20 protein-coding genes are annotated in these 21,976 nt (G+C 60.5%); 12 read left to right on the forward strand and 8 right to left on the reverse strand.

Annotation, left to right across the window (positions count from 1 at the left end):
* A partial coding sequence (locus tag B4F27_RS14800) for a translocation/assembly module TamB domain-containing protein (protein ID WP_286760002.1) occupies nt 1-1,582 on the forward strand: 1,582 nt, incomplete at its 5' end.
* A 109-nt stretch (nt 1,583-1,691) separates the two neighbouring features.
* Here the strand turns inward: B4F27_RS14800 and B4F27_RS14805 are convergent.
* A complete protein-coding gene (locus B4F27_RS14805) occupies nt 1,692-2,210 on the reverse strand; it encodes a flavin reductase family protein (RefSeq protein ID WP_286760003.1) in 519 nt (172 codons plus the stop codon).
* 281 nt (nt 2,211-2,491) lie between these two features.
* On the opposite strand from B4F27_RS14805, the gene B4F27_RS14810 reads away from it, so the two are divergent.
* A complete protein-coding gene (locus tag B4F27_RS14810; protein WP_286760004.1) occupies nt 2,492-3,007 on the forward strand; it encodes a DUF992 domain-containing protein in 516 nt (171 codons plus the stop codon).
* Between the two features lie 64 nt (nt 3,008-3,071).
* On the opposite strand, the gene acs is transcribed toward B4F27_RS14810, so the two are convergent.
* On the reverse strand, nt 3,072-5,027 hold the full coding sequence (gene acs, locus B4F27_RS14815) for an acetate--CoA ligase (protein ID WP_286760005.1): 1,956 nt from the start codon (nt 5,025-5,027) through the stop codon (nt 3,072-3,074).
* A 380-nt stretch (nt 5,028-5,407) separates the two neighbouring features.
* On the opposite strand from acs, the gene dctP reads away from it, so the two are divergent.
* The 3 genes from dctP to B4F27_RS14830 all read left to right on the forward strand — a co-directional run bounded on the left by dctP (nt 5,408) and on the right by B4F27_RS14830 (nt 8,538).
* Nucleotides 5,408-6,424, forward strand: a complete 1,017-nt coding sequence (dctP, locus tag B4F27_RS14820; protein ID WP_005854249.1) for a TRAP transporter substrate-binding protein DctP — start codon at nt 5,408-5,410, stop codon at nt 6,422-6,424.
* Nucleotides 6,425-6,505: 81 nt separating this feature from the next.
* Nucleotides 6,506-7,135 (forward strand): TRAP transporter small permease subunit, encoded by a 630-nt coding sequence (locus B4F27_RS14825; protein ID WP_005854247.1) that lies wholly within the window; start codon nt 6,506-6,508, stop codon nt 7,133-7,135.
* A gap of 2 nt (nt 7,136-7,137) precedes the next feature.
* Nucleotides 7,138-8,538, forward strand: coding sequence for a TRAP transporter large permease (locus B4F27_RS14830; protein ID WP_005854245.1), 1,401 nt, complete (start codon nt 7,138-7,140; stop codon nt 8,536-8,538).
* On the opposite strand, the gene B4F27_RS14835 is transcribed toward B4F27_RS14830, so the two are convergent.
* Nucleotides 8,524-9,621 carry an AI-2E family transporter gene (locus B4F27_RS14835; protein ID WP_005854243.1) on the reverse strand — a complete coding sequence of 366 codons (1,098 nt, stop codon included), beginning with the start codon at nt 9,619-9,621 and terminating at the stop codon, nt 8,524-8,526. The two genes, B4F27_RS14830 and B4F27_RS14835, sit on opposite strands and share 15 nt — an antisense overlap.
* Before the next feature lie 248 nt (nt 9,622-9,869).
* Here B4F27_RS14835 and B4F27_RS14840 point away from each other — a divergent pair, with 248 nt between their 5' ends.
* Together B4F27_RS14840 and B4F27_RS14845 are read left to right on the forward strand one after the other, a co-directional pair.
* The gene (locus B4F27_RS14840) at nt 9,870-10,862 is read left to right on the forward strand and encodes a FecCD family ABC transporter permease (protein ID WP_286760006.1); all 993 of its coding nucleotides are present in this window, start codon (nt 9,870-9,872) and stop codon (nt 10,860-10,862) included.
* On the forward strand, nt 10,859-11,617 hold the full coding sequence (locus B4F27_RS14845; protein ID WP_286760007.1) for an ABC transporter ATP-binding protein: 759 nt from the start codon (nt 10,859-10,861) through the stop codon (nt 11,615-11,617). The genes B4F27_RS14840 and B4F27_RS14845 overlap by 4 nt, the downstream gene beginning before the upstream one ends.
* Here B4F27_RS14845 and B4F27_RS14850 read toward each other — a convergent pair.
* A complete protein-coding gene (locus B4F27_RS14850) occupies nt 11,614-11,982 on the reverse strand; it encodes a peptidoglycan-binding domain-containing protein (RefSeq protein ID WP_240790820.1) in 369 nt (122 codons plus the stop codon). The genes B4F27_RS14845 and B4F27_RS14850 overlap by 4 nt on opposite strands.
* A 381-nt stretch (nt 11,983-12,363) precedes the next feature.
* Between B4F27_RS14850 and B4F27_RS14855 the strand changes: the two genes are divergently transcribed.
* Both B4F27_RS14855 and B4F27_RS14860 read left to right on the forward strand, forming a co-directional pair.
* Nucleotides 12,364-12,687, forward strand: a complete 324-nt coding sequence (locus tag B4F27_RS14855) for a 2Fe-2S iron-sulfur cluster-binding protein (RefSeq protein ID WP_005854231.1) — start codon at nt 12,364-12,366, stop codon at nt 12,685-12,687.
* Entirely contained in the window at nt 12,687-13,439 is a 753-nt protein-coding gene (locus B4F27_RS14860; protein WP_286760008.1) for an FG-GAP repeat domain-containing protein, read from the forward strand. The genes B4F27_RS14855 and B4F27_RS14860 overlap by 1 nt, the downstream gene beginning before the upstream one ends.
* Before the next feature lie 87 nt (nt 13,440-13,526).
* On the opposite strand, the gene purD is transcribed toward B4F27_RS14860, so the two are convergent.
* Complete coding sequence (gene purD, locus B4F27_RS14865; protein WP_005854217.1) at nt 13,527-14,792, reverse strand: phosphoribosylamine--glycine ligase; 1,266 nt, start codon at nt 14,790-14,792, stop codon at nt 13,527-13,529.
* 84 nt (nt 14,793-14,876) lie between these two features.
* Here purD and xseA point away from each other — a divergent pair, with 84 nt between their 5' ends.
* A complete protein-coding gene (gene xseA / locus B4F27_RS14870) occupies nt 14,877-16,412 on the forward strand; it encodes an exodeoxyribonuclease VII large subunit (RefSeq protein ID WP_286760009.1) in 1,536 nt (511 codons plus the stop codon).
* 3 nt (nt 16,413-16,415) lie between these two features.
* Here xseA and B4F27_RS14875 read toward each other — a convergent pair whose 3' ends face one another.
* Both B4F27_RS14875 and B4F27_RS14880 read right to left on the reverse strand, forming a co-directional pair.
* Entirely contained in the window at nt 16,416-16,811 is a 396-nt protein-coding gene (locus tag B4F27_RS14875; RefSeq protein WP_286760010.1) for a hypothetical protein, read from the reverse strand.
* Between the two features lie 32 nt (nt 16,812-16,843).
* Nucleotides 16,844-17,857 (reverse strand): alkane 1-monooxygenase, encoded by a 1,014-nt coding sequence (locus B4F27_RS14880; protein WP_286760011.1) that lies wholly within the window; start codon nt 17,855-17,857, stop codon nt 16,844-16,846.
* 170 nt (nt 17,858-18,027) lie between these two features.
* Between B4F27_RS14880 and B4F27_RS14885 the strand changes: the two genes are divergently transcribed.
* Entirely contained in the window at nt 18,028-19,740 is a 1,713-nt protein-coding gene (locus tag B4F27_RS14885) for an NAD(P)H-dependent oxidoreductase subunit E (RefSeq protein ID WP_286760012.1), read from the forward strand.
* Between the two features lie 30 nt (nt 19,741-19,770).
* Here B4F27_RS14885 and B4F27_RS14890 read toward each other — a convergent pair whose 3' ends face one another.
* Nucleotides 19,771-20,622, reverse strand: a complete 852-nt coding sequence (locus B4F27_RS14890) for a lytic transglycosylase domain-containing protein (protein ID WP_286760130.1) — start codon at nt 20,620-20,622, stop codon at nt 19,771-19,773.
* A gap of 144 nt (nt 20,623-20,766) precedes the next feature.
* On the opposite strand from B4F27_RS14890, the gene ftsY reads away from it, so the two are divergent.
* Nucleotides 20,767-21,963, forward strand: coding sequence for a signal recognition particle-docking protein FtsY (gene ftsY / locus B4F27_RS14895; RefSeq protein WP_286760013.1), 1,197 nt, complete (start codon nt 20,767-20,769; stop codon nt 21,961-21,963).
* Nucleotides 21,964-21,976 lie beyond the last annotated feature (13 nt).

Consider the following 21,976-nt stretch of genomic DNA (forward strand, 5'->3'; position numbering starts at 1 on the left):
GCGCCACCCCCCCGCCGGCATCGCCGTAGATACAAACGCGACGGGCCCCTATGCCGCCCGGGCGTCTGTGCAGGGGGTTGTCACGGGGGATGCGCCCGCGCTGGATTATGATGTCACGATCCCCAATCTGGGGGCCGTGGTGCCAAAACTGTCCGGCCCGCTGAATGTGACCGGTACCGCACAGCAGGAAAGCGCTGGTTGGCGGGTCAATACGAACGCCACCGGACCAGCGGGCACCCGTGCCACGATCGCGGGGCTTGTGGGCAGCGATGGCAATCTGAACCTTGACGTGAACGGGAACGCGCCATTGGGGCTGTCCGCCCCGTTCATTGCGCCGCGGAGCTTGCAAGGTCAGGCACGGTTCGATTTGACGGTGAACGGCCCGCCGGCACTTGGGTCGGTCAACGGGAGCATTCAAACCTCTAACGCGTCGCTGTCCGCCCCCAACCTTCGGGTGACACTTCAGGACATCGCAGCGGATATCCGGCTGGCCAATAATCGCGCGCAAATCGACCTTTCTGCGCGCAGCGCTGATGGCGGGCAGATCAAGGCGGGCGGGGCGGTGACCCTGACCGGATCACTGCCCGCCGATATCCAGATCGGATTGAACAACCTCGTGCTGATCGATCCATCGCTGTATCGCACGTCGCTTGATGGCACCCTGCGTCTTGCGGGACCGCTTTCGGGGGGGGCGAATATCAGCGGTCAGATCGACGTGGGCGAGACCGAGGTAAGCGTGCCGTCAACAGGTATGACCAGCATCGGCGATATTCCACAGATCGATTTCATCGGCGCGCCAGCAGACGTAGTTGCGACCCGTCGCAAGGCCGGTTTGACCGGTGCCGACGCGGGCACGGATCCCGCGGCAAGTAGCGACAGTGGGCCGGGGTTTGGCCTGAACGTCCGCATCAACGCGCCACGGCGGATTTTCGTGCGCGGCCGTGGTCTGGATGCGGAACTGGGCGGTAGCCTTTTGCTGACGGGATCGACCAATCGCATCATCTCGGCCGGTCGCTTCGACCTGATCCGTGGTCGTCTGGATATTCTTGGCAAACGGTTCGAGCTGGACGAGGGGGCCGTGCGCTTCCAAGGCGATCTGGTGCCCTATCTGAGGTTTGTAACCTCGACGACCACCAACACAGGCGAGGTTCGTATCGTGATCGAGGGCAAAGCCACATCGCCCGAGGTTTCCTTTGAATCGACACCCGATGCACCGCAGGACGAGGTGCTGGCGCAGCTTCTGTTTGGGCGAAACATCTCTGAAATCTCGGCGTTTCAGGCGCTGCAACTCGCCAGCGCGGTGGCGACACTTGCCGGACGCGGTGGCGCGGGGGTGATCTCTAACCTGCGCACAGGGTTCGGGCTGGACGATCTGGATGTGACCACCACAGACAGCGGTGCCACGGCTGTCCGCGCGGGTAAATACATTTCTGAGAATGTCTACACCGATGTGACCGCCGCCTCTGACGGGACAGCGGATGTGTCTATCAACCTTGATCTGACCAAGAACCTGACGGCGAAGGGGACGGTCGGGTCCGATGGGAACACCGGGATCGGTATCTTCTTTGAGAAGGACTATTGATCCGCTATTGAGCGCTTTGTTCTGCGGTTCAGCTCGGCGGGGGGGCAGCCCCCGTCCCGGCGATGCCGGGACATCCCCGGGATTTTGACCATTTGGAACGGCTTACGGGCTATTCCGTCAGCGGTGTAAAACGGCCATAGCGGCCTTGGTCATACATCAGGCCCGCAACGCTGTCATCTGGGTCATAAGCGGCGTGCGTGACCTGCCCGAGGATAATGGAATGGTCGCCCGCCGGATGCACGCCGTAGGTGTCACAGTGGAAGCTGGCGAGGCAGCCTGCCAGTGTCGGTGCGCCATTGGGGCCAACCGTCCAGTCGAATTGGTCGAACGCGTCGCCAGAGACAGCAAAGGCATCTGCCAGTGCCCGCTGACCGCTACCCAGAATATGCACAGCGAACTGCGCCGCGTTGGTAAATGCGTCATGACGTTTGGAACTGAGCGCGGGGGACCACTGCACCAGGGGCGGGTCCAGCGAAACCGAGGAAAAGGAGTTCGCGGTCATCCCCAATGGGCCATTCGCGGTCTGCACCGTCACAATCGTGACCCCTGTGCCAAAACGGCCAAAGGCGCGGCGTAGCTCGACTGTGGCATCGGGCAGGGGGATGAAGTGGTGCAAAGGATCAGCCATGCCGCAGCGGTGCCACGGGGAGCCGGATTTGTCCAGACAGCAAACCCCGGCCCGTTGCGGCACGCCCTCTGCGAGTGGCGATGGTGGCTGATAAAATCCGCTGTGTGGAACCGAATAGCGCCTGCCGTGTTGTTCCCCCACTGAGAGGCATGACTTCGAGATTTCGGACTGCCTGTCGGAGAAGGGGTGTTGGGATATGAGGTTCCAGCTACCGCCAACAGGCACCCGAATGCCGACGCTCACGACTGTTATTGGCGGGTTTCCCGCCGGAAGGATTAACTATGACACTGAACCGTTTTGCCCCCATCAAGTTGACTGTCGCAGCCCTTGTCACCGGCGCTGCTTTGTCCACGCCTGCACTTGCCGACGACGGCGAGACTGTGGACCACACCGAGGTCGGCTCGCTGAGCTGTGACGTTGGTGATGGCACGGGCTTCATCTTCGGGTCTACCCGTGAACTGACCTGCACCTTCAATCCCGTGCAAGAGGGTCTGGCTGACGAGACCTACATCGGCGACATCAAACGCTACGGCATTGATATCGGTAAGACCCAGAATGGTCAGATGTCGTGGTTGGTGCTGGCACCAACTGAATCCGAATATTACGAAGGCGGGTTGAACGGCGACTATCAAGGTGTTTCTGCTGAAGCCACTTTTGGTGTGGGCCTAGGTGCAAACGTCATGGTCGGCGGTTCCGAGGACACGCTGGCGCTGCAACCAGTGAGCGTCAACACGCAGAACGGCGTAAACTTTGCCATCGGCGTGGGTGAAATTACACTGCAGCGCGTCGAAGGCTAATTCAGGCCAATAGAGCGATATGCAGAAGGGGCACCATTTGGTGCCCCTTTCGCGTTATGTGGTCCTAGCGGTTCATCCGGTTCGCGATCAGATCGTCGACAACCTCGGGCTCTGCCAGGGTGGATGTATCGCCAAGCGTGCCATAGTCATTCTCTGCGATCTTGCGCAGGATGCGGCGCATGATCTTGCCTGAGCGGGTTTTGGGCAAGCCGGGGGCCCATTGGATCATATCGGGCGAAGCGATCGGGCCAATCTCCGAGCGGACCCAGTTGCGCAGCTCGGCCCGCAGGTCCTCGCTCGGGCTTTCACCGCTCATCAAAGAGACATAGCAATAGATGCCCTGTCCCTTGATATCATGGGGAAACCCGACGACCGCGGCCTCTGCCACCTTAGGGTGCGCGACCAAAGCGCTTTCGACTTCGGCCGTGCCCATCCGGTGACCGGAGACGTTGATCACGTCATCCACGCGGCCCGTGATCCAGTAATCGCCATCCGCGTCCCGGCGGCACCCGTCACCGGTGAAGTAGTAGCCCTTGTAGTCGCTGAAATAGGTCTGCTCGAACCGCTCGTGATCGCCCCAGACCGTGCGCATCTGGCCTGGCCAACTGTCAGCGATACATAGAACCCCCTCCACGTCATTGCCCTCGATCTCGGCACCGGTGGTGGGTTCAAGTACGACCGGTTTGATCCCAAAGAAGGGCTTCATCGCGGCGCCGGGTTTGGTGGCGTGGGCACCGGGCAGCGGCGTCATCAGGTGACCGCCGGTTTCCGTCTGCCACCATGTGTCAACGATGGGGCAGTTTCCTTTGCCCACAACGTCATTGTACCAATTCCAGGCTTCGGGGTTGATCGGCTCGCCCACGGTGCCAAGCAGTTTCAGGCTGCTCAGATCGCAACCGTCCACAAAGGCCCGCCCCTTGCCCATCAGCGCGCGAATGGCGGTCGGGGCGGTGTAGAATTGATTTACCTTGTGTTTTTCACAGATCTGCCAAAAGCGGCTGGCGTCGGGGTAGGTGGGCACGCCTTCGAACATGAGCGTTGTCGCCCCGTTGGCAAGCGGACCGTAGACGATATAGCTGTGGCCCGTCACCCAGCCCACATCGGCCGTGCACCAATAGACATCGCCATCGTGGTAATCAAACGTGACCTCGTGGGTCAGCGCGGCATAGACCAGATAGCCACCCGTCGTATGCACGACCCCTTTGGGCTGACCGGTCGAGCCAGAGGTATAAAGGATGAACAGCGGATCCTCGGCGTTCATCTCTTCCGGCGCGCAAGTGTCAGAAGCCTCTTTTTCAAGCGCGGTATAATCCACGTCGCGCGCATCATTCCATGCCACATCACCGCCAGTGCGCCGCACCACCAGACATTTGACCAATGGGTCGCAGCCTGCCAAAGCCTTGTCCGCGTTGGCCTTCAACGGTGTCGCTTTGCCCCCGCGGGGCGCATAATCTGCGGTGATTACAACCTTGGCGTCCGACCCCTGTACCCGTGCCGCCAGCGCATCCGGAGAGAACCCGGCGAAGACGATCGAATGGATCGCACCGATGCGCGCGCAGGCCAGCATGGCATAGGCGGCTTCGGGGATCATCGGCATGTAAATGATAACCCGGTCGCCTTTGCCGACGCCGATATCGCGCAGGATATTGGCCATTTTACAAGTCTGGGCATGCAGGGCGCGATAGCTGATGTGCTGCGCCTCTTCGTCCGGGCTGTCCGGCTCCCAGATGATCGCGGTCTGGTCGCCGCGCGTCTCAAGATGACGGTCGATGCAATTGGCGCTGACGTTCAGCGCACCGTCGGCAAACCAATTGATCTTGACCTGACCGAAAGTGAAATCGACGTCTTTGACCTTGGTAAACGGCTTTATCCAGTCGATGCGCTGCGCCTGCTCCAGCCAGAACCCTTCGGGGTCCGCGATAGAGGCATGATACATCGCGTCGTATTTCGCGGCGTTCACATGGGCATTGGCCGCCATGTCGTCGGATGGCGGATAGGTCTGTGTGGCGACGTTGGACATGGTTCCTCCCTCAGAACTCTGTTCGTTTTCTGCCGCTCGGACGCATAGGCGCGGCGGCTCTCCCTTGGCAGATCATAACGGGAAGTGAAAAGAAGGAAATAAGCATATGGAAACACGCGGTTTGTCTGTAAATATTTTTCCGTCTGCTGCGCGGACTAGTAAATTTCGCTGACAACCCTGCCAAAACCCTAGGAAACAGCACCGATTGCTTGTTAACGGGGCCGATCGCGCGCAGGGCATGGTTCCAAATGGTGAAAAATCCTCGCCGAAGGCTCCCACAGGGGCAATCAAGAGATATGTTCAGGGGTTGGCAGCAAGTTGCCCTAAGGATAGTATTTCGCCCAAGCGGGCCCCAAACAGCCCGCATAAGGGAGATATCAATGAACAATCTACTGAACGGCGCAGCTGTCTGCGCTTTGACTTTCGCTTTTGCCTCGCAAGCGGCCGCGACGGAATGGAACGCCTCTGTCTGGGGTAAACGTCGTGCCTTCACCGAGCATGTCGAAAAGATTGCCGAGCTTGTGTCCGAAAAGACCAATGGCGAATTCACCATCAATGTCAGCTATGGCGGTCTGTCCAAGAACTCCGACAACCTCGATGGTATTTCCATCGGTGCCTTCGAGATGGCGCAATTCTGTGCTGGTTACCACGCCGATAAGAACCGCGCGATCACCGTGCTAGAACTGCCCTTCCTTGGGGTTCAGAACCTTGAAGAAGAAGTTGCCGTATCCCGCGCTGTGTATGCACACCCCGCCGTGGCCAAAGAGATGGCACAGTGGAACGCCAAGATGCTGATGACCTCGCCAATGCCGCAGTACAATCTTGTTGGCACAGGCGAGCCTCGCGATACGCTGGAATCCTTTGACGGCATGCGCGTGCGTGCGACAGGTGGTCTGGGCAAAGCCTTCGAAACCGTGGGCGCTGTGCCGACCTCCGTGACCTCCTCCGAGGCATATAACGCAATGGAATCCGGTGTTGTGGATACCGTGGCGTTCGCGCAGCACGCACACCTGAGCTTTGGTACGATCAACAAGGCCGATTGGTGGACCGCGAACCTCAACCCCGGCACGGTGAACTGCCCTGTTGTGGTGAACATCGATGCCTATGAGGCCCTGTCGGACGCGGAAAAAGAAGCGCTGGACGGTTCTGTCGATGAGGCGCTGGATCACTATCTGGCGAACTATGGCGAGCTGCTGAACCGCTGGGACGCCGTGCTGGAAGAAAAAGGCGTCGAAAAAGTGATGTTCACGCCCGAAGTTCTGGCCGAGTTCAAATCCAAGGCAGCTGACCCTGCGCGTGAAGCCTGGATCAAGGACATGGAAGCCCAAGGCATCCCTGGCCAAGAGCTTTATGACCTGGTCGTCAAAACGCTTGAAGAAAAACGCGCGTCCAACTAATTGGCGCGAGGAGGGGGCTTGCCGATGCAGGCCCCCTTTGTTTGTACGATCTCCCTCCCACTCATTTGAAAGGAAAGCATCATGGCCGGTTCCTCCGCCGTGCTCGAAGACGGCAGTCTGCTTAGCCGTATCGACAAAGGGCTTTTACGCCTTGAAACCGTGTTTGCTCTGGTCTCTGGTATTGCCGTTTTCATGCTGATGGTGCTTGCCGTTTGGTCCGTTGGTGGCCGCAAGTTCTTTGGCACGCCGCTGGCGGGGTATGTGGACTGGATTGAATTCGCCATGCCGTTGATCGCGATCATGGGCATTTCCTATACCCAGCGGAACGGCGGCCATGTGCGCATGGACATCCTGATCGGCCAGCTTAAAGGCCGCGCGCTATGGGCCGCCGAGACATTCTCGGTCGTGCTGATCTTTATCCTTATGCTGGCGCTGATCTGGGGCTCTTGGGCGCATTTCCAGCGCAGCTTTGACTTCGCCGCCCCGATGTGGAGCCGTGACAGCTCGATCGATATCGGTCTGCCGATCTGGCCTGCGAAACTGATCGTGCCAATGGCCTTTACGGTGCTGGCCCTGCGGTTGCTGCTGCAGATCTGGGGCTATGGCCGGGCCTTTGTTTTGGGGTTGGAAAACCCCGTTGCCGTACCCTTGGTACAATCCGCGGCCGAACAGGCGATGGCGGAAGCTGAACATCTAGACGGGCGGGACTGATTATGGATCCTATTGAAATTGGCCTATGGGTCTCGGGCGGGCTGCTGCTTATGGTGGTGCTCGGTATGCGTGTGGCTTTCGCCGCGGCAATGGCGGGTCTGGTCGGCCTGATCTGGATTTTCTGGTCCAAGAAAGGCATGCAGTGGTCCGAGCTGGACTGGGCGCTGACGGTCGCGATCAAGACCGCGGGGCAGGTGCCACACTCCAAAGTGTCGAGCCAGACGCTAAGCTTGATTCCCACCTTCATTCTGATCGGCTTTCTTGCCTATTATGCCGGTCTGACCCGCGCCTTGTTCGAGGCCGCAAAACGCTGGATTGCTTGGCTGCCAGGCGGTCTTGCTGTGTCGACCGTCTTTGCAACCGCGGGCTTTGCAGCGGTTTCCGGTGCTTCGGTCGCGACGGCAGCGGTGTTTGCCCGTATCGCCATCCCCGAGATGCTGGCGATCGGGTACAACAAGAAATTCGCGGCGGGCGTCGTGGCGGCCGGGGGCACTTTGGCCTCGTTGATCCCGCCATCGGCGATCCTTGTCATCTATGCGATCATCGTTGAACAAGACGTGGGCAAGCTGCTACTGGCGGGCTTTATCCCCGGTGCGTTTTCGGCCATCGTCTATGCCGTGCTGATCGTGGGCATTGCGACCATCTGGAAAAGCGTCGGCCCCCCTGTAAGCGGCTTTACCTGGAAGCAACGGTTCGCGTCTCTCCCTGCCGCCATGCCGATCTTTGCGGTTGTGATCATCATTATTTTCTTTGTTTACAACCCTTTCGGCGACGCATGGGGCACCCCGACCGAGGGCGGGGCCGTGGGCGCGTTTATCGTGTTCCTGATGGCGCTTTATCGCGGCATGCGGTGGGCCGAGCTTAAGGACGCGCTGCTTGAAACCGCGAAGCTGACGGTGATGATCTTTACCATCATTTGGGGTGTTCTGATTTATGTTCGGTTCCTGGGCTTCGCCGATCTGCCGGGCGCGTTCGCCGACTGGATTTCGGGGCTTGAGGCCTCGCCGATCCTGATCCTCGTGTGCATCCTGCTGGCCTATGCGGTGCTGGGGATGTTCATGGATGCGATTGGCATGCTGCTTCTGACACTTCCGGTGGTCTATCCTGCCGTCATGGCGCTGAACGGGGGCGAGTTCGTCTCTGCCGCGGATAGCGCCTTTGGCATGTCGGGGCCGATGTGTGCGATCTGGTTCGGAATCTTGGTGGTGAAGATGGCAGAGTTCTGTCTGATCACGCCTCCCATTGGCCTCAACTGCTTTGTGGTTGCAGGGGTACGCCCTGACCTGAGCGTTCAGGACGTGTTCAAGGGCGTGACACCGTTCTTTATCGCGGATGCCGTGACAATCGCATTGTTGGTGGCCTTCCCGTCTATCGTGTTGTGGCTGCCCTCACTCGCTGGCTGACATGACTTCCTGATCCTTCATATCATCGGGTTTAACCTGCTCTGCGGACAGGAAATTCCCGATGGTATGGAGCGGTTCAAAGTTCTCGCAAACGACTTTGAACACCACAAGAAAGGGCACCGCGACCAATGCGCCGGGGATGCCCCATAGCCACCCCCAAAACACGACCGTTAGAAATACCGCGACGGTATTCATTTCCAATCGGCGACCGACCAGCCACGGGGTGATAATCTGCCCCTCTAAGAGGGTCAGCGTCAGGTAACCGATCGGGGCCAACATCGCATAACCGATGGTATCAAACGTCACGAGAGAGAATCCCGCGACCAAGAGCACCCCCGCAAACCCGCCGATATAAGGCAGGAAGTTCAGCATGAACGCCGCGATCCCCCAGATATAGGCCGACGGCAAGCCCAGCACTGTCAGATAGGTCCCGACTAATATGCCGAGCACGGCATTGATCGTGGCAATCGTCAGCAGGTAGCGCGACACCCGCTTCTCCACGTCATAGACCGTATGCAGCGCACGTTTCTTTTCCGTTAACGTCGGCATGGATTGCACAAGTTTTAAGTAAAACAGCTCGCCAGAGCCAAGTAAGAACAGCGCCAGAATCAGGATCACCGCCAGCGACGCCCCAGTTTTGCTCACCGTATCCATCGCGGTGTCGAGCAAGCCAGGTTGGCGCACGACAACCTCTTGCGGTTTGCCGCCGGTTTCGGTGCCCAGTTTCTCTACCTCTTCCGAGGCAGATCGCATCGTTTCAACCGCATTGCTCACGCCGCTCAGCTTTATCTGGATCTCGCGTCCCATTTCCGGAATCTCGTCGCTCCAGATCGCCACGGTGCCCGCGGACAGTAAAACCACGGCAGCAATCACCAAGCTCGTCGCGGTCACCAGCAAAAAGGCCGACACAGGATGCGGCACGCCGATGCGATAAAGCGCACGGCCCACGGGCGACAGGGTCAGGGCAAGCAAAAAACCCAGAACAATGGGCAATATCAAGTCCTTGGCGAAATACGCGGTGACGAAAAGGGAAATCAGGACCAGCAACTGAAGCGAGCGCCGGATTGAGGGCAGATGTTCCAAATATGGCTCCAGCAGTTGAAGGATTTAAACCTCAACGCCTTAGCGCGTGGAAAAGTTCACGGGTGTGTGAGCTTATATTGCGGCAGTGTCCAAACGCCCCTCGAAGGTTGCGCGCAACTGTGATGAGACTAGGAGGGTCGGGGAGAAATTATGAGCGGAACGATGAGCATATCCATTCACCCAATGTTAAGTGTTGCGCCCTATGCAGTGGGGCAAATGAAGTGCCAATGTGCTCGGGTCGGCTACTGATGGGGCGGTCAGCAGTCCTGGTGCTTGGCCTCGGCAGCCTTGTGGGTGTGCTATTTATAGGGTCGCTGTTGATTGGCCCGTCCAGCGCATCCATGGGCGACAGTTTGAACGCGTTGGTCACCGGGCAGGGCGGCCCGCTGGCCACCGTCATGCGCGAGATAAGGCTCCCGCGTGCGCTATTGGGCGTGATGATCGGCGGTGCTTTGGGGCTTTCTGGCGCTGCGATGCAGGGCTATCTGCGCAACCCCTTGGCGGATCCGGGGTTAATCGGGGTATCTGGCTCTGCAGCGTTGGGGGCTGTGCTGGCGATACAGACCGGATTGGCCGCGCTTGCAGCACTCGCGCTTCCCACAATGGCGCTTGGCGGTGCCCTGCTGGGGGTGTTGTTGGTGTTGCTGTTGGCAGGCCCTCGGGGCACGTCACTGGCGCTGATCCTCGCTGGTATCGCAATATCGGCCTTTGCTGCGGCATTGACCTCGCTGGTGCTGAACCTGTCGCCGAACCCCTATGCGGCGAATGAGATCGTATTCTGGATGATGGGCTCTCTGGCGGACCGGTCCATGACCCATGTCTGGATCGCGATGCCCTTTCTGCTTGGGGGCGGTGTCCTGTTGGCGACCCTCGGGCGTGGGCTTGACGCGCTGACCTTGGGCGAAGACGCGGCAGAGGCGATGGGGATCAACCTATTCCGGCTTCGCCTCACGGTCATTATCGGTACGGCGGCGGTCGTTGGTGCCTCTACCGCCGTGGCGGGGGCGATCGGGTTTGTGGGGCTGGTCATGCCGCACCTGCTACGTGGCTTTGTTGGCGCGCGACCGGGGGCGTTGCTATGGGCTGCGACACTTGGCGGCGCGGCGATGATCCTCGCATCGGATATCCTTGTGCGCCTTGTGGTGCCCGACCGTGATCTCAAGCTTGGGGTTGTGACGGCATTGGTGGGCGCGCCGCTGTTTCTCCACCTGATCTATCGCACGCGGAGGGAAGGGCTATGACCCTGCTATCACTACAAAACCTCTCCGTTCATCGGGGGCGGAAAACCGTTTTATCCGACATCAACCTGACCTTACGTGAAGGCGAGGTCGTAGGCCTGGTCGGGCCGAATGGTGCCGGTAAGACGACCTTGATGCGCGCGGCCCTGGGCCTGATCCCCGCTGAGGGCCAAAGTTCAATCGCCGCACTTGCCCCGCGCATGCGCGGCCGTGCCGCCGCGTGGATGCCCCAATCGCGCGAGATTGCATGGCCGGTCACGGTTGAAACGATCATCCGACTGGGCCGCACACCCCATCTACGGGGCGGGCAGAAAATACAGGCAGAAGATCAGGCTGCCGTAGATCGCGCCATTGTGCAGATGGGTTTGGACACCTTCCGCAATCGTCCCGCCACACAGCTATCGGGTGGGGAGCAGGCGCGCGTGCTGATCGCCCGTAGCCTCGCGCAAGAGGCACCCTTGCTTATCTCAGACGAGCCCACCGCCGGGCTAGACCCCGCTCATCAAATCGCCGCGATGGAAAGCTTTTCCAAAGCAGCGGGCCAAGGGCGCGGGGTGCTCGTCTCGCTTCATGATCTGGGATTGGCAGCGCGGCATTGCACACGGTTGATCGTGTTGCACAACGGCGCAGTTGTCGCAGACGACTTGCCACAGGCGGCGCTGACGACAGAGATTGTCGAAGCTGTCTTCGGCGTCACTGCGTTCAGCGAAGTCACCGAAAAAGGTTTTGTTTTCCAACCGCTTGAGGTCGTTTCTTAACTGCTGCTGTCCCGAGAAACACCGGGGATGTCCACGGCGATGACACCCAATGATCGCGCGGTGGCCAGTGCAAGAACGGGGCTATCGGGCCCGCCAGTGCTGATCTGATACGCCCGCATTGCCCGCCGTGTCGCGTCGTCGAGCTCTGAATTAATGGCCCCGCCATAGAACCCTCGCGCCTCTAACGCGCGTTGCAGCGTTGCGATCACGTCGGGCGTAAGCGCGCTGGTGCAGGGGGTCTCGAACCAGTTGTCCACACGGGGAGAGACGATCTTTTGCCGTGTTTCCGTGCGGTAGATCGGCAGCGACTGGATCTCGCCGGTAGAGCTGATCTGCGCCGGCTGCACCTGTACCTGCTCCGTCACCGTTTCGATCACTGCAGGTGATACGGTCCGCCCCCAACAGCTGCCCGGTGCAGCCCCTGCCGGGCCCTTGGTTGTCGCCTCGCGAACGCCAGGCTCGGGTGCCTCTGCGTCTTGGGAGGGGGCGATACACGCTCCGAGCGAGACGAGAACCGTACATGCGCAGGCAAATTGAATAAAAGGTCGGGAAAAATACTGCACAGCCGGGCCTTGCGGGTCAAAGGGTCCGTCGCAGGCTAGCGGCTTTTCGCAGCAATGCCTAGATGATAGGCCTATCGGGATGTGAATAATGCCATCCCCTTGCATGAGCCGTGAAAAGGGGCTGGCGAAGCCGCGGGCTGCTGTTTACATATGTCGAAATTCTAAATTCGAAGGGGCATTCAGATGGCCAAGATCACTTATGTAGAACACAATGGCACCGAACATGTCGTCGATGTGGCCAATGGCCTGACCGTCATGGAAGGGGCTCGTGACAATAACATTCCCGGGATCGAGGCCGATTGCGGCGGTGCCTGCGCCTGCTCCACCTGCCACGTCTATGTGGATCCCGACTGGGTCGAAAAAGTGCCCGCCAAGGACGACATGGAAGAAGATATGCTCGACTTCGCGTTCGAGCCCGATCCCGCCACGTCCCGTCTGACCTGCCAGATCAAGGTCACAGATGCGCTGGACGGCCTGCGCGTGAAAATGCCCGAAAAGCAGATCTGATGCGACGGCTGGCGCGACATATCTCGTCGCGCCTTTTGCCGATCGTTGCGGCATGCGTGATCAATGCGCTGCCCGCTTCAGCGCAAGACATCGCCCGCGCCAGCTTTGGTGATCCGACCACACGTTATGATCACGGCGTATTGGGCGATGCGATCGAATGGGGCAGCCTGACGCTGGGGTTGGCTGACGGCACCAGCCGCCGCATAATCTTGCCCCAAGTCCTTGTATTCGAAGACACATCGCCCCGGATTGCGGATCTGGATGGTGATGGCCAACCCGAAGTGATCGTGGTTGAAAGCCATCAGTCCAAAGGTGCGCGGCTTGCGGTTTATGGCGCGTCCGGGCGCATCGCGCAGACGCCTTTTATCGGGCGGAAGAAACGCTGGCTTGCCCCGATTGGTGCTGCGGACTTCACCGGCAATGGGCGGCTCGAGATCGCAATCGTCGTCACCCCGCATCTGTCCGGTTCGGTGCAGCTGCTCGCTTACGATAACAGCGGCCTCACCGTCATTGCTACGGCAGAGGGGTTCACCAACCACCGCATCGGTGATCCGGAAATCGCGGGGGGTATCCGCAAATGCGGCCCACACCCCGAATTGATCCTTGCGCAGATGCCGTGGCAGCACAGTGCGCCATCGCAAATGGTGGCCCTTCAGCTTGACGGCAAAACACTAAGCCCGCGAAGCTTCGACGTGCCCTTCACCGCCAGCAATACCGCCGCCGCCAAAGCCTGTACGCTCAACCCAAGCTGAGCACAGACTTGCTTCCAATTGGTTAAAAATCCTGGGGGTCCGGGGGCGAGCCCCCGGTTCATCGCGTCAGACCAGCAGGCCGCGCCCTCAGGACAGCGCACGCCAGCCGATATCGCGGCGGTAGAACCCGCCCGGCCAGTCAATCGCCTCGACCATCTCATAGGCGCGTGCCTGTGCCTCGGCCAGGGTGTCGCCGCGCGCCGTGACGTTCAGAACCCGCCCGCCGATGGCCGTAATCGCCCCGTCTTTCTTGGCGGTGCCCGCATGGAACACCATGTTGCGGCTGTCTTCGGGGAGGGCATCCAACCCTTTGATAACGCTGCCCTTGTCATAGCTTCCGGGATAGCCTTGCGCGGCCATGACGACGGTGACAGCGTGATCGTCGGCCCAGTTCACGCGGGCCTCGTTCAGGCGCCCTTCGGCGGCGGCATGCATCAGGTCAAAAGCCTGCGCGCCAAGACGCATCATCAGGACCTGACACTCAGGGTCGCCAAAACGGGCGTTGTATTCGACCAGACGGGGGGCACCGTCCTTGATCATCAAACCGGCATAAAGCACCCCTTGGTAAGGCGTGCCGCGCTTGGCCATTTCGGCCATGGTCGGGCGGATGATTTCTGCCAACGCACGTTCGGCGATCTCGTCGGTCAGCACCGGCGCGGGCGAATAGGCCCCCATGCCGCCGGTGTTAGGGCCGGTATCGCCGTCGCCGACGCGTTTGTGGTCTTGGGCTGTGCCAATCGGCAGCACGGTGTCGCCGTCACACAAAACAAAGAAGGACGCTTCTTCGCCGTCCATAAACTCTTCGATCACCACCTCTGCGCCCGCGTCGCCGAAGGTGCCGTCGAACATCGTATCGACGGCGGCCAGCGCTTCGGCATCGGTTTCGGCGATGATCACGCCTTTGCCTGCTGCAAGGCCGTCGGCTTTGATCACGATCGGGGCAGGGTGGTCGGCCAGATAGGCCCGCGCAGCGTCTGCGTCGGTGAAATGCCCATAGGCGGCTGTGGGGGCGTTTGCGGCGTCGCAGATCTCTTTCGTAAAGGCTTTGGAGGCTTCCAGCGCCGCGGCCGCTTTTGACGGGCCAAACACCAATACGCCGGCAGCGCGCAGATCATCGCCAACGCCTGCAGCAAGGGGGGCTTCTGGCCCGATGATGACGAAATCGATGTTGTTTTCATCGACAAAACCGACCACCGCGGCCCCGTCGTTGATGTCGAAACTGGCGCAATCCGCGATGGCGGCGATTCCGGCATTGCCCGGTGCCACGATCAGCTTGTCGCATTTAGGATTTTGCAATACGGCCCAGGCCAGGCTGTGTTCGCGCCCGCCGCTGCCCAGAATGAGGATGTTCATGGTTGCACTCCCTTGGCCTTGGTTGCTGCGCGTTCTAAGCTGGGACTGAGCCCGACACAAGATAAACACGGAAAGACACCGCTGATGGATCTGATCGACGACCCGCGCGAGGGGCAGAACAGCCCGGAATTCACCGTGACCGAGCTTTCGGGCGCGATCAAACGGGTGATCGAGGGCGAATTCGGCCATGTGCGGATTCGCGGCGAGGTGGGGCGTGTCAGCCGGCCACGTTCGGGGCATATCTATCTTGACCTCAAGGACGACAGTTCAGTAATTTCCGGTGTGATCTGGAAAGGCGTGTCAGCACGGCTTGAAACCCAACCTGAAGAGGGGATGGAGGTGATTGCCACGGGCCGCATCACCACCTTTGGCGGGCAGTCGAAATACCAGATCGTGATCGAGGATATCAAACCCGCGGGCATGGGCGCGCTGATGGCGTTGCTGGAAAAACGCAAGGCGGCGCTGGCGGCCGAGGGGCTGTTCGCCCCTGAACGCAAACGCCCGCTGCCCTACCTGCCAGAGGTGATCGGCGTCGTGACCTCGCCCTCGGGGGCGGTGATCCGCGATATCCTGCACCGTCTGCGCGACCGGTTTCCGCGCAAGGTGCTGATCTGGCCCGTCGCCGTGCAGGGGGCGAAATGCGCGCCAGAAGTCGCGCGCGCCATTGCGGGGTTCAACGCGCTGACCCCGGGGGGTGCCCTTCCACGGCCTGATCTGTTGATTGTGGCGCGCGGCGGCGGTTCGGTCGAGGATCTATGGGGGTTCAATGAAGAGATCGTGGCGAGGGCTGCCGCAGCATCCGACATTCCGCTGATTTCGGCGGTGGGGCATGAAACCGATACCACGCTGATCGACTATGTCTCTGACAAGCGCGCGCCCACACCGACGGCGGCGGCCGAGCTTGCGGTGCCTGTGCGCCATGAACTTGTCGCCCTGCTTGATGGGCAGGAGGCACGGATGACCCAAGCGCTCAGTCAGGGCCTTGCGCGCCGCGACCAGCGGTTGCGCGACATGGCGCGCGCTTTGCCCCGGCCCGACAGCCTGCTTGATGGTCCGCGCCAACGGCTCGATATGCGCGGCGCCCGTCTGGGTCCGGCGCTGACCGCGGGTGTGCAGAAACGCAAGGTGCATCTCTCTGACATCTCTGGCGCGTTGCGCCCTGCCATCCTGCGCCGCAGCCTTCAGGCAGAGCAACGCAGGCTGGCCGCCCTGGCCGATCGCTTCCGCCCCGAGGCATTGGGCCGCGAGCAAAAGCGCCGTCTTGAGGGTTTGATCGCCCGTTTCCGCCCCGACGCGTTAGAGCAGGACCGCAAGCGGAAAGAGGAAGCCTTTCAATCGCTTGCGCGGCGACTTTCAGATGCCGGGCAACGGCAGACCCAAGGCTGGCACAAACAGATTGCAGGGCTTGACCGTCTGCATGAAATGTTGAGCTATAAATCGACGCTGGCACGGGGCTACGCCGTGGTGCGCGGCGACGGGGGCGTGGTGACAACCAAGCAGGCGGCGCAGGATGCCTCGGCGCTCGAGATTGAATTTATCGACGGCAAGATGAAGATCGGCGGCGGGGCGGCCCCCAAAAAGACCCCCAAGAAAGCGCCCGAACAAGGCAGCCTGTTCTAGGTCTTAGACCCCTACCTTCGGGCCGAGGCAGGTGAAATCCTGACCGCTGTTTTGCGCCTCGTAAAGCTCGGTGGTGGTCGGGTCGTTTTCGAACTGCGCGATCAACCCGGCCGCCCCTTCGCGAAAGCGCCAACACTGGGGGGTCGGATTCTCGTCATAGGTAAAGCAAATCTTTCCCGTATCTTCGTACCAGCGGCCTGACTTGCATTCACCGTCCAGAAAGGACCATTCGACGCGCCGGTTGCTCAGATACCGCTCGGCACCGTAGGTCTCTCCGTTTTGGGCGTAGAACAGGGTTTTGCCCCGTGTATAGGCGTCAAATTCTGCCGCCGACATCATGGATTGCGCGGCCAGAGGGGAGGCCTGTGTCAGGGCGAGGATCAGGGCAAGCTGTTTCATAGCCGCAGCGTGCCAGAAACCCGAGGCGTGATCTAGTCTTGATCGCGAACCGGCTGCCAACGCGCAACACGGCGGTCCATCACCCGGTGCCACAGCGGTGGGACCAGCGCCAGCACAGCCATCACCGGCAGGGACCGCGGCAGCATCGGCATGGTGCCCGGTGTCAGCTCCAGCGCCGGAAAGGCGCGCGAGGGGCGCATGTGATGGTCCGAATGGCGCGGCGCATTCAACATCATCGCCGAGGAATACCACGCAGGCGCATTCCAACTATGCTGCGGGCCCACGGGCTCGGGCTTGCCATTTTCGGATGTTTTGCGGCGCAGGCCGTAGTGTTGCACATAGTCGGAAAGCAACAGCTGCATTTGCGCATAGGCCGCCAGCGCCAGCATCGCAACGACCCCGCGTATTCCGGCCACTGCAAAGCTGGCGGCGAGGGTGATCAACGCACCGGTGACATAGGTGACATAAGGGTGTGACAACAGGTGCCGTTTTCCACGCCGCTGCCGCGTATCAGCCCGCAGCCCAGCCATAAACTCGCCTTTTAGGGCGCGCAGGGCATAGGTATAGAAGCCTTCGCCCAATCTGGCCGAATTCGGATCATGCTCCGTTGCGACGTAGATGTGATGCACGCGCAGGTGGGCCGACACGTGATGCCCGTGCAAGAGGCTGCAATAAATCGCGGTGCCGATCCGTCGGGGCCATTTCGATGCGGCATGGATCAGCTCATGCGCGTTGGAGTTCGAGATCTGGCCAAGAAACAGACCAAGCCCGATATAAATCAACAGCTTGTCGGTCACGTTCAACGTGTCGCTTGCGCCTAGCGCCCAGACCCCAAGGGGTAAAAGTGTGAAATGCACAACGCCCAGTGTCAGGCTTAGGGCACGACCCGAAGAGTTTCGCACTGGCAGCCGGCGAGATAGCCTATCAAGGAAAAACACGACCACAGTGATCGACAGCAGCGCGATCAGGGGCCAGGGGCCGCCGCGTAGACAGGCGAGCAACAGAAATATCGCTGGGGTCAGGCTGGCGATGCTGTACCAGAACATAGGGCGGCTCCGCTGGGGATGCGTGTTTCTTATACGCGAAACGGCGCGTGAAAAAGGGCCTAGGTCGCCGCAGCTACCGCGTAAACTGCTGCGGATTGGTCGCTTTTACTCTGCGCAAGCTTATGCGGCTTTGATAGCGTGATGCACAAGCGATACAAAAGGGCAGCCCGATGGCGTTGGATAATCATGATACCTCAGATGCAAACGCACCGCGCAAAGGTGTGTGGAAATCCGGCAGGGGTAAGGGGCGCAGCCACACCAAGGGTCGCCAGCTGCAAGAGGACGCGTGGGATGAGGTGCGCGCCCTATTGGCGGATAAACCGCGACGTGCCGATCTGCTAATTGAGCATTTGCATCTTATTCAAGATAAATTCGGGCATCTTTCTGCGGCGCACCTACGCGCTTTGGCCGAAGAAATGCGCATGAGCATGGCCGAAGTTTACGAAGTCGCAACGTTCTATGCCCATTTTGACGTGGTGAAAGAGGGGGAAACACCACCGCCCGCGTTGACCATACGGATCTGCGATTCTCTGTCCTGCGAATTGGCCGGTGCGCAGGCGTTGAAAGCCGCACTGGAAGACGGGTTGGACGCGTCAGAAGTGCGTGTCGTGCGTGCGCCTTGTATGGGGCGTTGTGATACGGCACCGGCGCTTGAGATCGGGCATAACTTTGTCGACCACGCAACGTTGGAAAAGGTGAAGCAGGTCATCGCGGCAGGCGATACCCATGTGCATGTGCCCGACTACGAAGCTTTCGACGCCTATGTCGCTGGCGGGGGGTATGAGGCGCTTAAGAAACTGCGCCGTGATGGCGATTGGGAGGACGTGCAGCAAAACTTGCTCGACGCTGGTTTGCGCGGTCTTGGCGGCGCCGGTTTCCCGTCGGGCAAGAAATGGGGGTTCGTGCGGGATAACGCGGGCCCGCGCTATATGGCGGTCAACGGCGATGAGGGGGAGCCCGGCACCTTCAAGGATCGCTGGTACCTGGAACGCGTACCACATCTTTTCCTAGAGGGGATGCTGATCGCCGCCTGGGCCGTAGAGGCAGAGAAAGTGTTTCTCTATATGCGGGACGAATACCCGCAGGTGCTCGCGCTCCTTCGGACAGAGATTGCGGCGCTCGAGGCTGCAGGCATTGTTCCCGCAGGATACATTGATCTGCGGCGCGGTGCGGGGGCTTATATTTGCGGTGAAGAATCCGCAATGATCGAAAGCATCGAGGGTAAGCGTGGGCTGCCGCGGCACCGTCCCCCCTATGTGGCGCAGGTGGGTATCTTTGGTCGGCCCACCTTGGTGCATAACGTTGAAACCCTGCATTGGGTGGCGCGCATCTGCCGCGAAGGGCCCGAGGTGCTGAACAGCACGGAAAAGAACGGGCGCAAGGGCCTGCGCAGCTATTCGGTATCCGGGCGCGTCGCCAAACCGGGGATGTATGAACTGCCTGCGGGATCCACGATCACCGATGTCATCGAGGCTGCGGGTGGCATGGCCGACGGGCACCGGTTCAAAGCCTATCAACCGGGTGGGCCATCCTCGGGGCTGCTGCCCGCTGCGATGGATGACATACCACTCGACTTTGATACGTTGCAGCCGCACGGGTCTTTCATCGGCTCTGCCGCTGTCGTGGTGCTGTCGGACCAAGACAGCGCCAAGGCCGCAGCGTTGAATATGCTACGTTTTTTTGAGGATGAAAGCTGCGGGCAATGCACCCCCTGTCGCGTGGGCTGCGAAAAAGCCGTCAAGCTGATGCAGGCGGACCGCTGGGATAAACCCCTGCTGGAAGAGCTCTCGACCGCTATGGTCGATGCCTCTATCTGCGGGCTGGGGCAGGCAGCGCCGAACCCGATCCGCCTGGTGATCAAACACTTCGCGGACGAGGTTTAGAACGGGATAGACGTCTCTTCAAAGTGGGAATTAGTTCTGCACCACCAAGCAGGTGCACCCGGTCGCGCGCATCCTGTCGCATAGGCGCTGGGCGTCGGTGCGGGTGTTGCTGCCGTATTGTCCAAAGTAGAATCCCTTGCGGCGCGACACGCGGTTTTTCTTGAACAGGAAATCCAGACGCCGTCCTTTCACCGCGCTGCGACAGCTTGCTGTCTGGGCATTGGCTTTATCCCGCGCGCGGTCCTTGCTGGTCCCGAAGGATACCTGAACACCCCAGGGTTTGATCACCGGGGCAGGGGGTGTCACCTTTAGGGCGGTCACCCGGCGATTGCGCGCCATCTCGTAGCAGGCGGGCAGGAAAGCTTGCGTTATTGATAGCCGGAAATCGGGCGTCTTGGGCGGGGCATCGCGCCATTGTTCGGCGTCCAGACCGGTGATGATGGGGACATAGGCGACCGTCTCGGGGGCGAGCCCTTTGCCGTCCAGAAACCCCTCTGCACGTCGTTCGCCGCCATTGTAGCCGATCGCGGCCAGCCCTTCGTTCCCGTATTTCTGCGTCATTTCAGCAAGATACTGGGCAGAGTGTTCCAGTGCATCAGCAGGATTATATGGGTCTTTCAGCCCGCGCAGCGCTGCGGTGGAGGGGATGAACTGCGCAATGCCGCGCGCATTGGCATGGCTCAAGGCGTTTTGGTCAAACCGGCTTTCTTGCCAGATGAGCCGCGCGAAAAATCCGCTATCCAGCCCGTGCCGCTCGGAAAAGACCTTGATCGCGTTGCACGTGTCATACACGAAATGCGCAGGGCGGATGCAGTGGGCATGGCCCCATTTGGTGCTGGAACAGTAGCGTCGGTCCGGCTCGGCCTGCGCCGCCCCTGCCATCAGTATCACCCAGAGCACCCATAAAAACCGCATGCAGACTTGGTGCGCGACGGGCCCCTTGCTGTCAATTGCTCTTGTCGCCCTTCCATCCCGCCGGTCGAGCCTATAGATCATAGAAAACGCCTGACAATTCGGAGAGCGCGCTTGGCCTTTTTTCAAAAGCTGAAATCCAAAATGTTCAAATCCTCGTCCAAGATCGACGAGGGGCTTGAGGCGATTGTCGAAGATGGTGGGGCGACGGATACCCCTGAAACGGTGGATGAAGTTCCCGTCGATCAGGTGATGGATGCGCCGCAGGCCGCGGCCCAAGCATTGCCCGAAGCGGTGGATGATGAACCCGCACCGATGCCAGCGGATGAAGAGGATACGCCCGCGCCCGTGCCGCTGCGCGAGACGATGACCCCCGTGGCCCCCGATCTGGTGCCCGCCCCCCCCGAGCCTGCACCGGCCAAGCCCGGTCTGATGGGCCGCTTGATGGGACGCAGCGCCGCGGCACCTGTTGTGCGGCGCGTGCTGGATGACGAGATGCTCGAACAGCTCGAAGAGCTGCTGATCTCGACCGATATGGGCGTGGATACGGCCCTGCGCGTCACCGCGAATATGGCCGAGGGGCGCTTTGGCAAGCGACTGTCTGTGGACGAGATCAAGCGCCTGATGGCGATAGAGGTCGCGCGGATCATGGACCCGATCGCCAAGCCCTTGCCGATCTATGCCAAGACACCGCAGGTGGTGCTTGTGGTGGGGGTAAACGGGTCGGGCAAGACGACCACAATCGGCAAGCTGGCCAGCCAGTTTAAAGCCGCGGGTAAGAACGTAGTGATCGCCGCCGGTGACACATTTCGTGCCGCTGCCGTCGAACAATTGCAGGTCTGGGGCGACCGTGCCGACGTGCCGGTACTGACCGCAGGGCAGGGGTCGGACCCGGCGAGCCTTGCGTTTGACGCCATGACACAGGCGGAGCGTGACGGTGCCGATCTACTGCTGATTGACACGGCCGGACGCTTGCAGAACCGCGGCGACCTGATGGAAGAACTGGCCAAGATCGTGCGGGTCATTCGCAAGAAAGACCCGAGCGCGCCGCATAACACACTGTTGGTGCTGGATGCGACGACAGGGCAGAATGCGCTGAACCAAGTGAAGGTTTTCCAAGAAATTTCAGACGTTTCCGGTCTGGTCATGACCAAGCTGGACGGCACGGCCAAGGGCGGTGTGCTGGTGGCGCTTGCGGATAAGTTCGGGCTGCCGATCCATGCCATCGGCGTGGGCGAACAGATTGACGATCTGCAGCCCTTTGACCCGCAGGAGTTTGCGGATGCCTTGTTGGGGCTGGACCCGCAGTGACGCAGTATAAAGG

The organism is Sulfitobacter sp. UBA1132, assembly GCF_002311545.1.
Taxonomy (GTDB): Bacteria; Pseudomonadota; Alphaproteobacteria; order Rhodobacterales; family Rhodobacteraceae; genus Sulfitobacter; species Sulfitobacter pontiacus.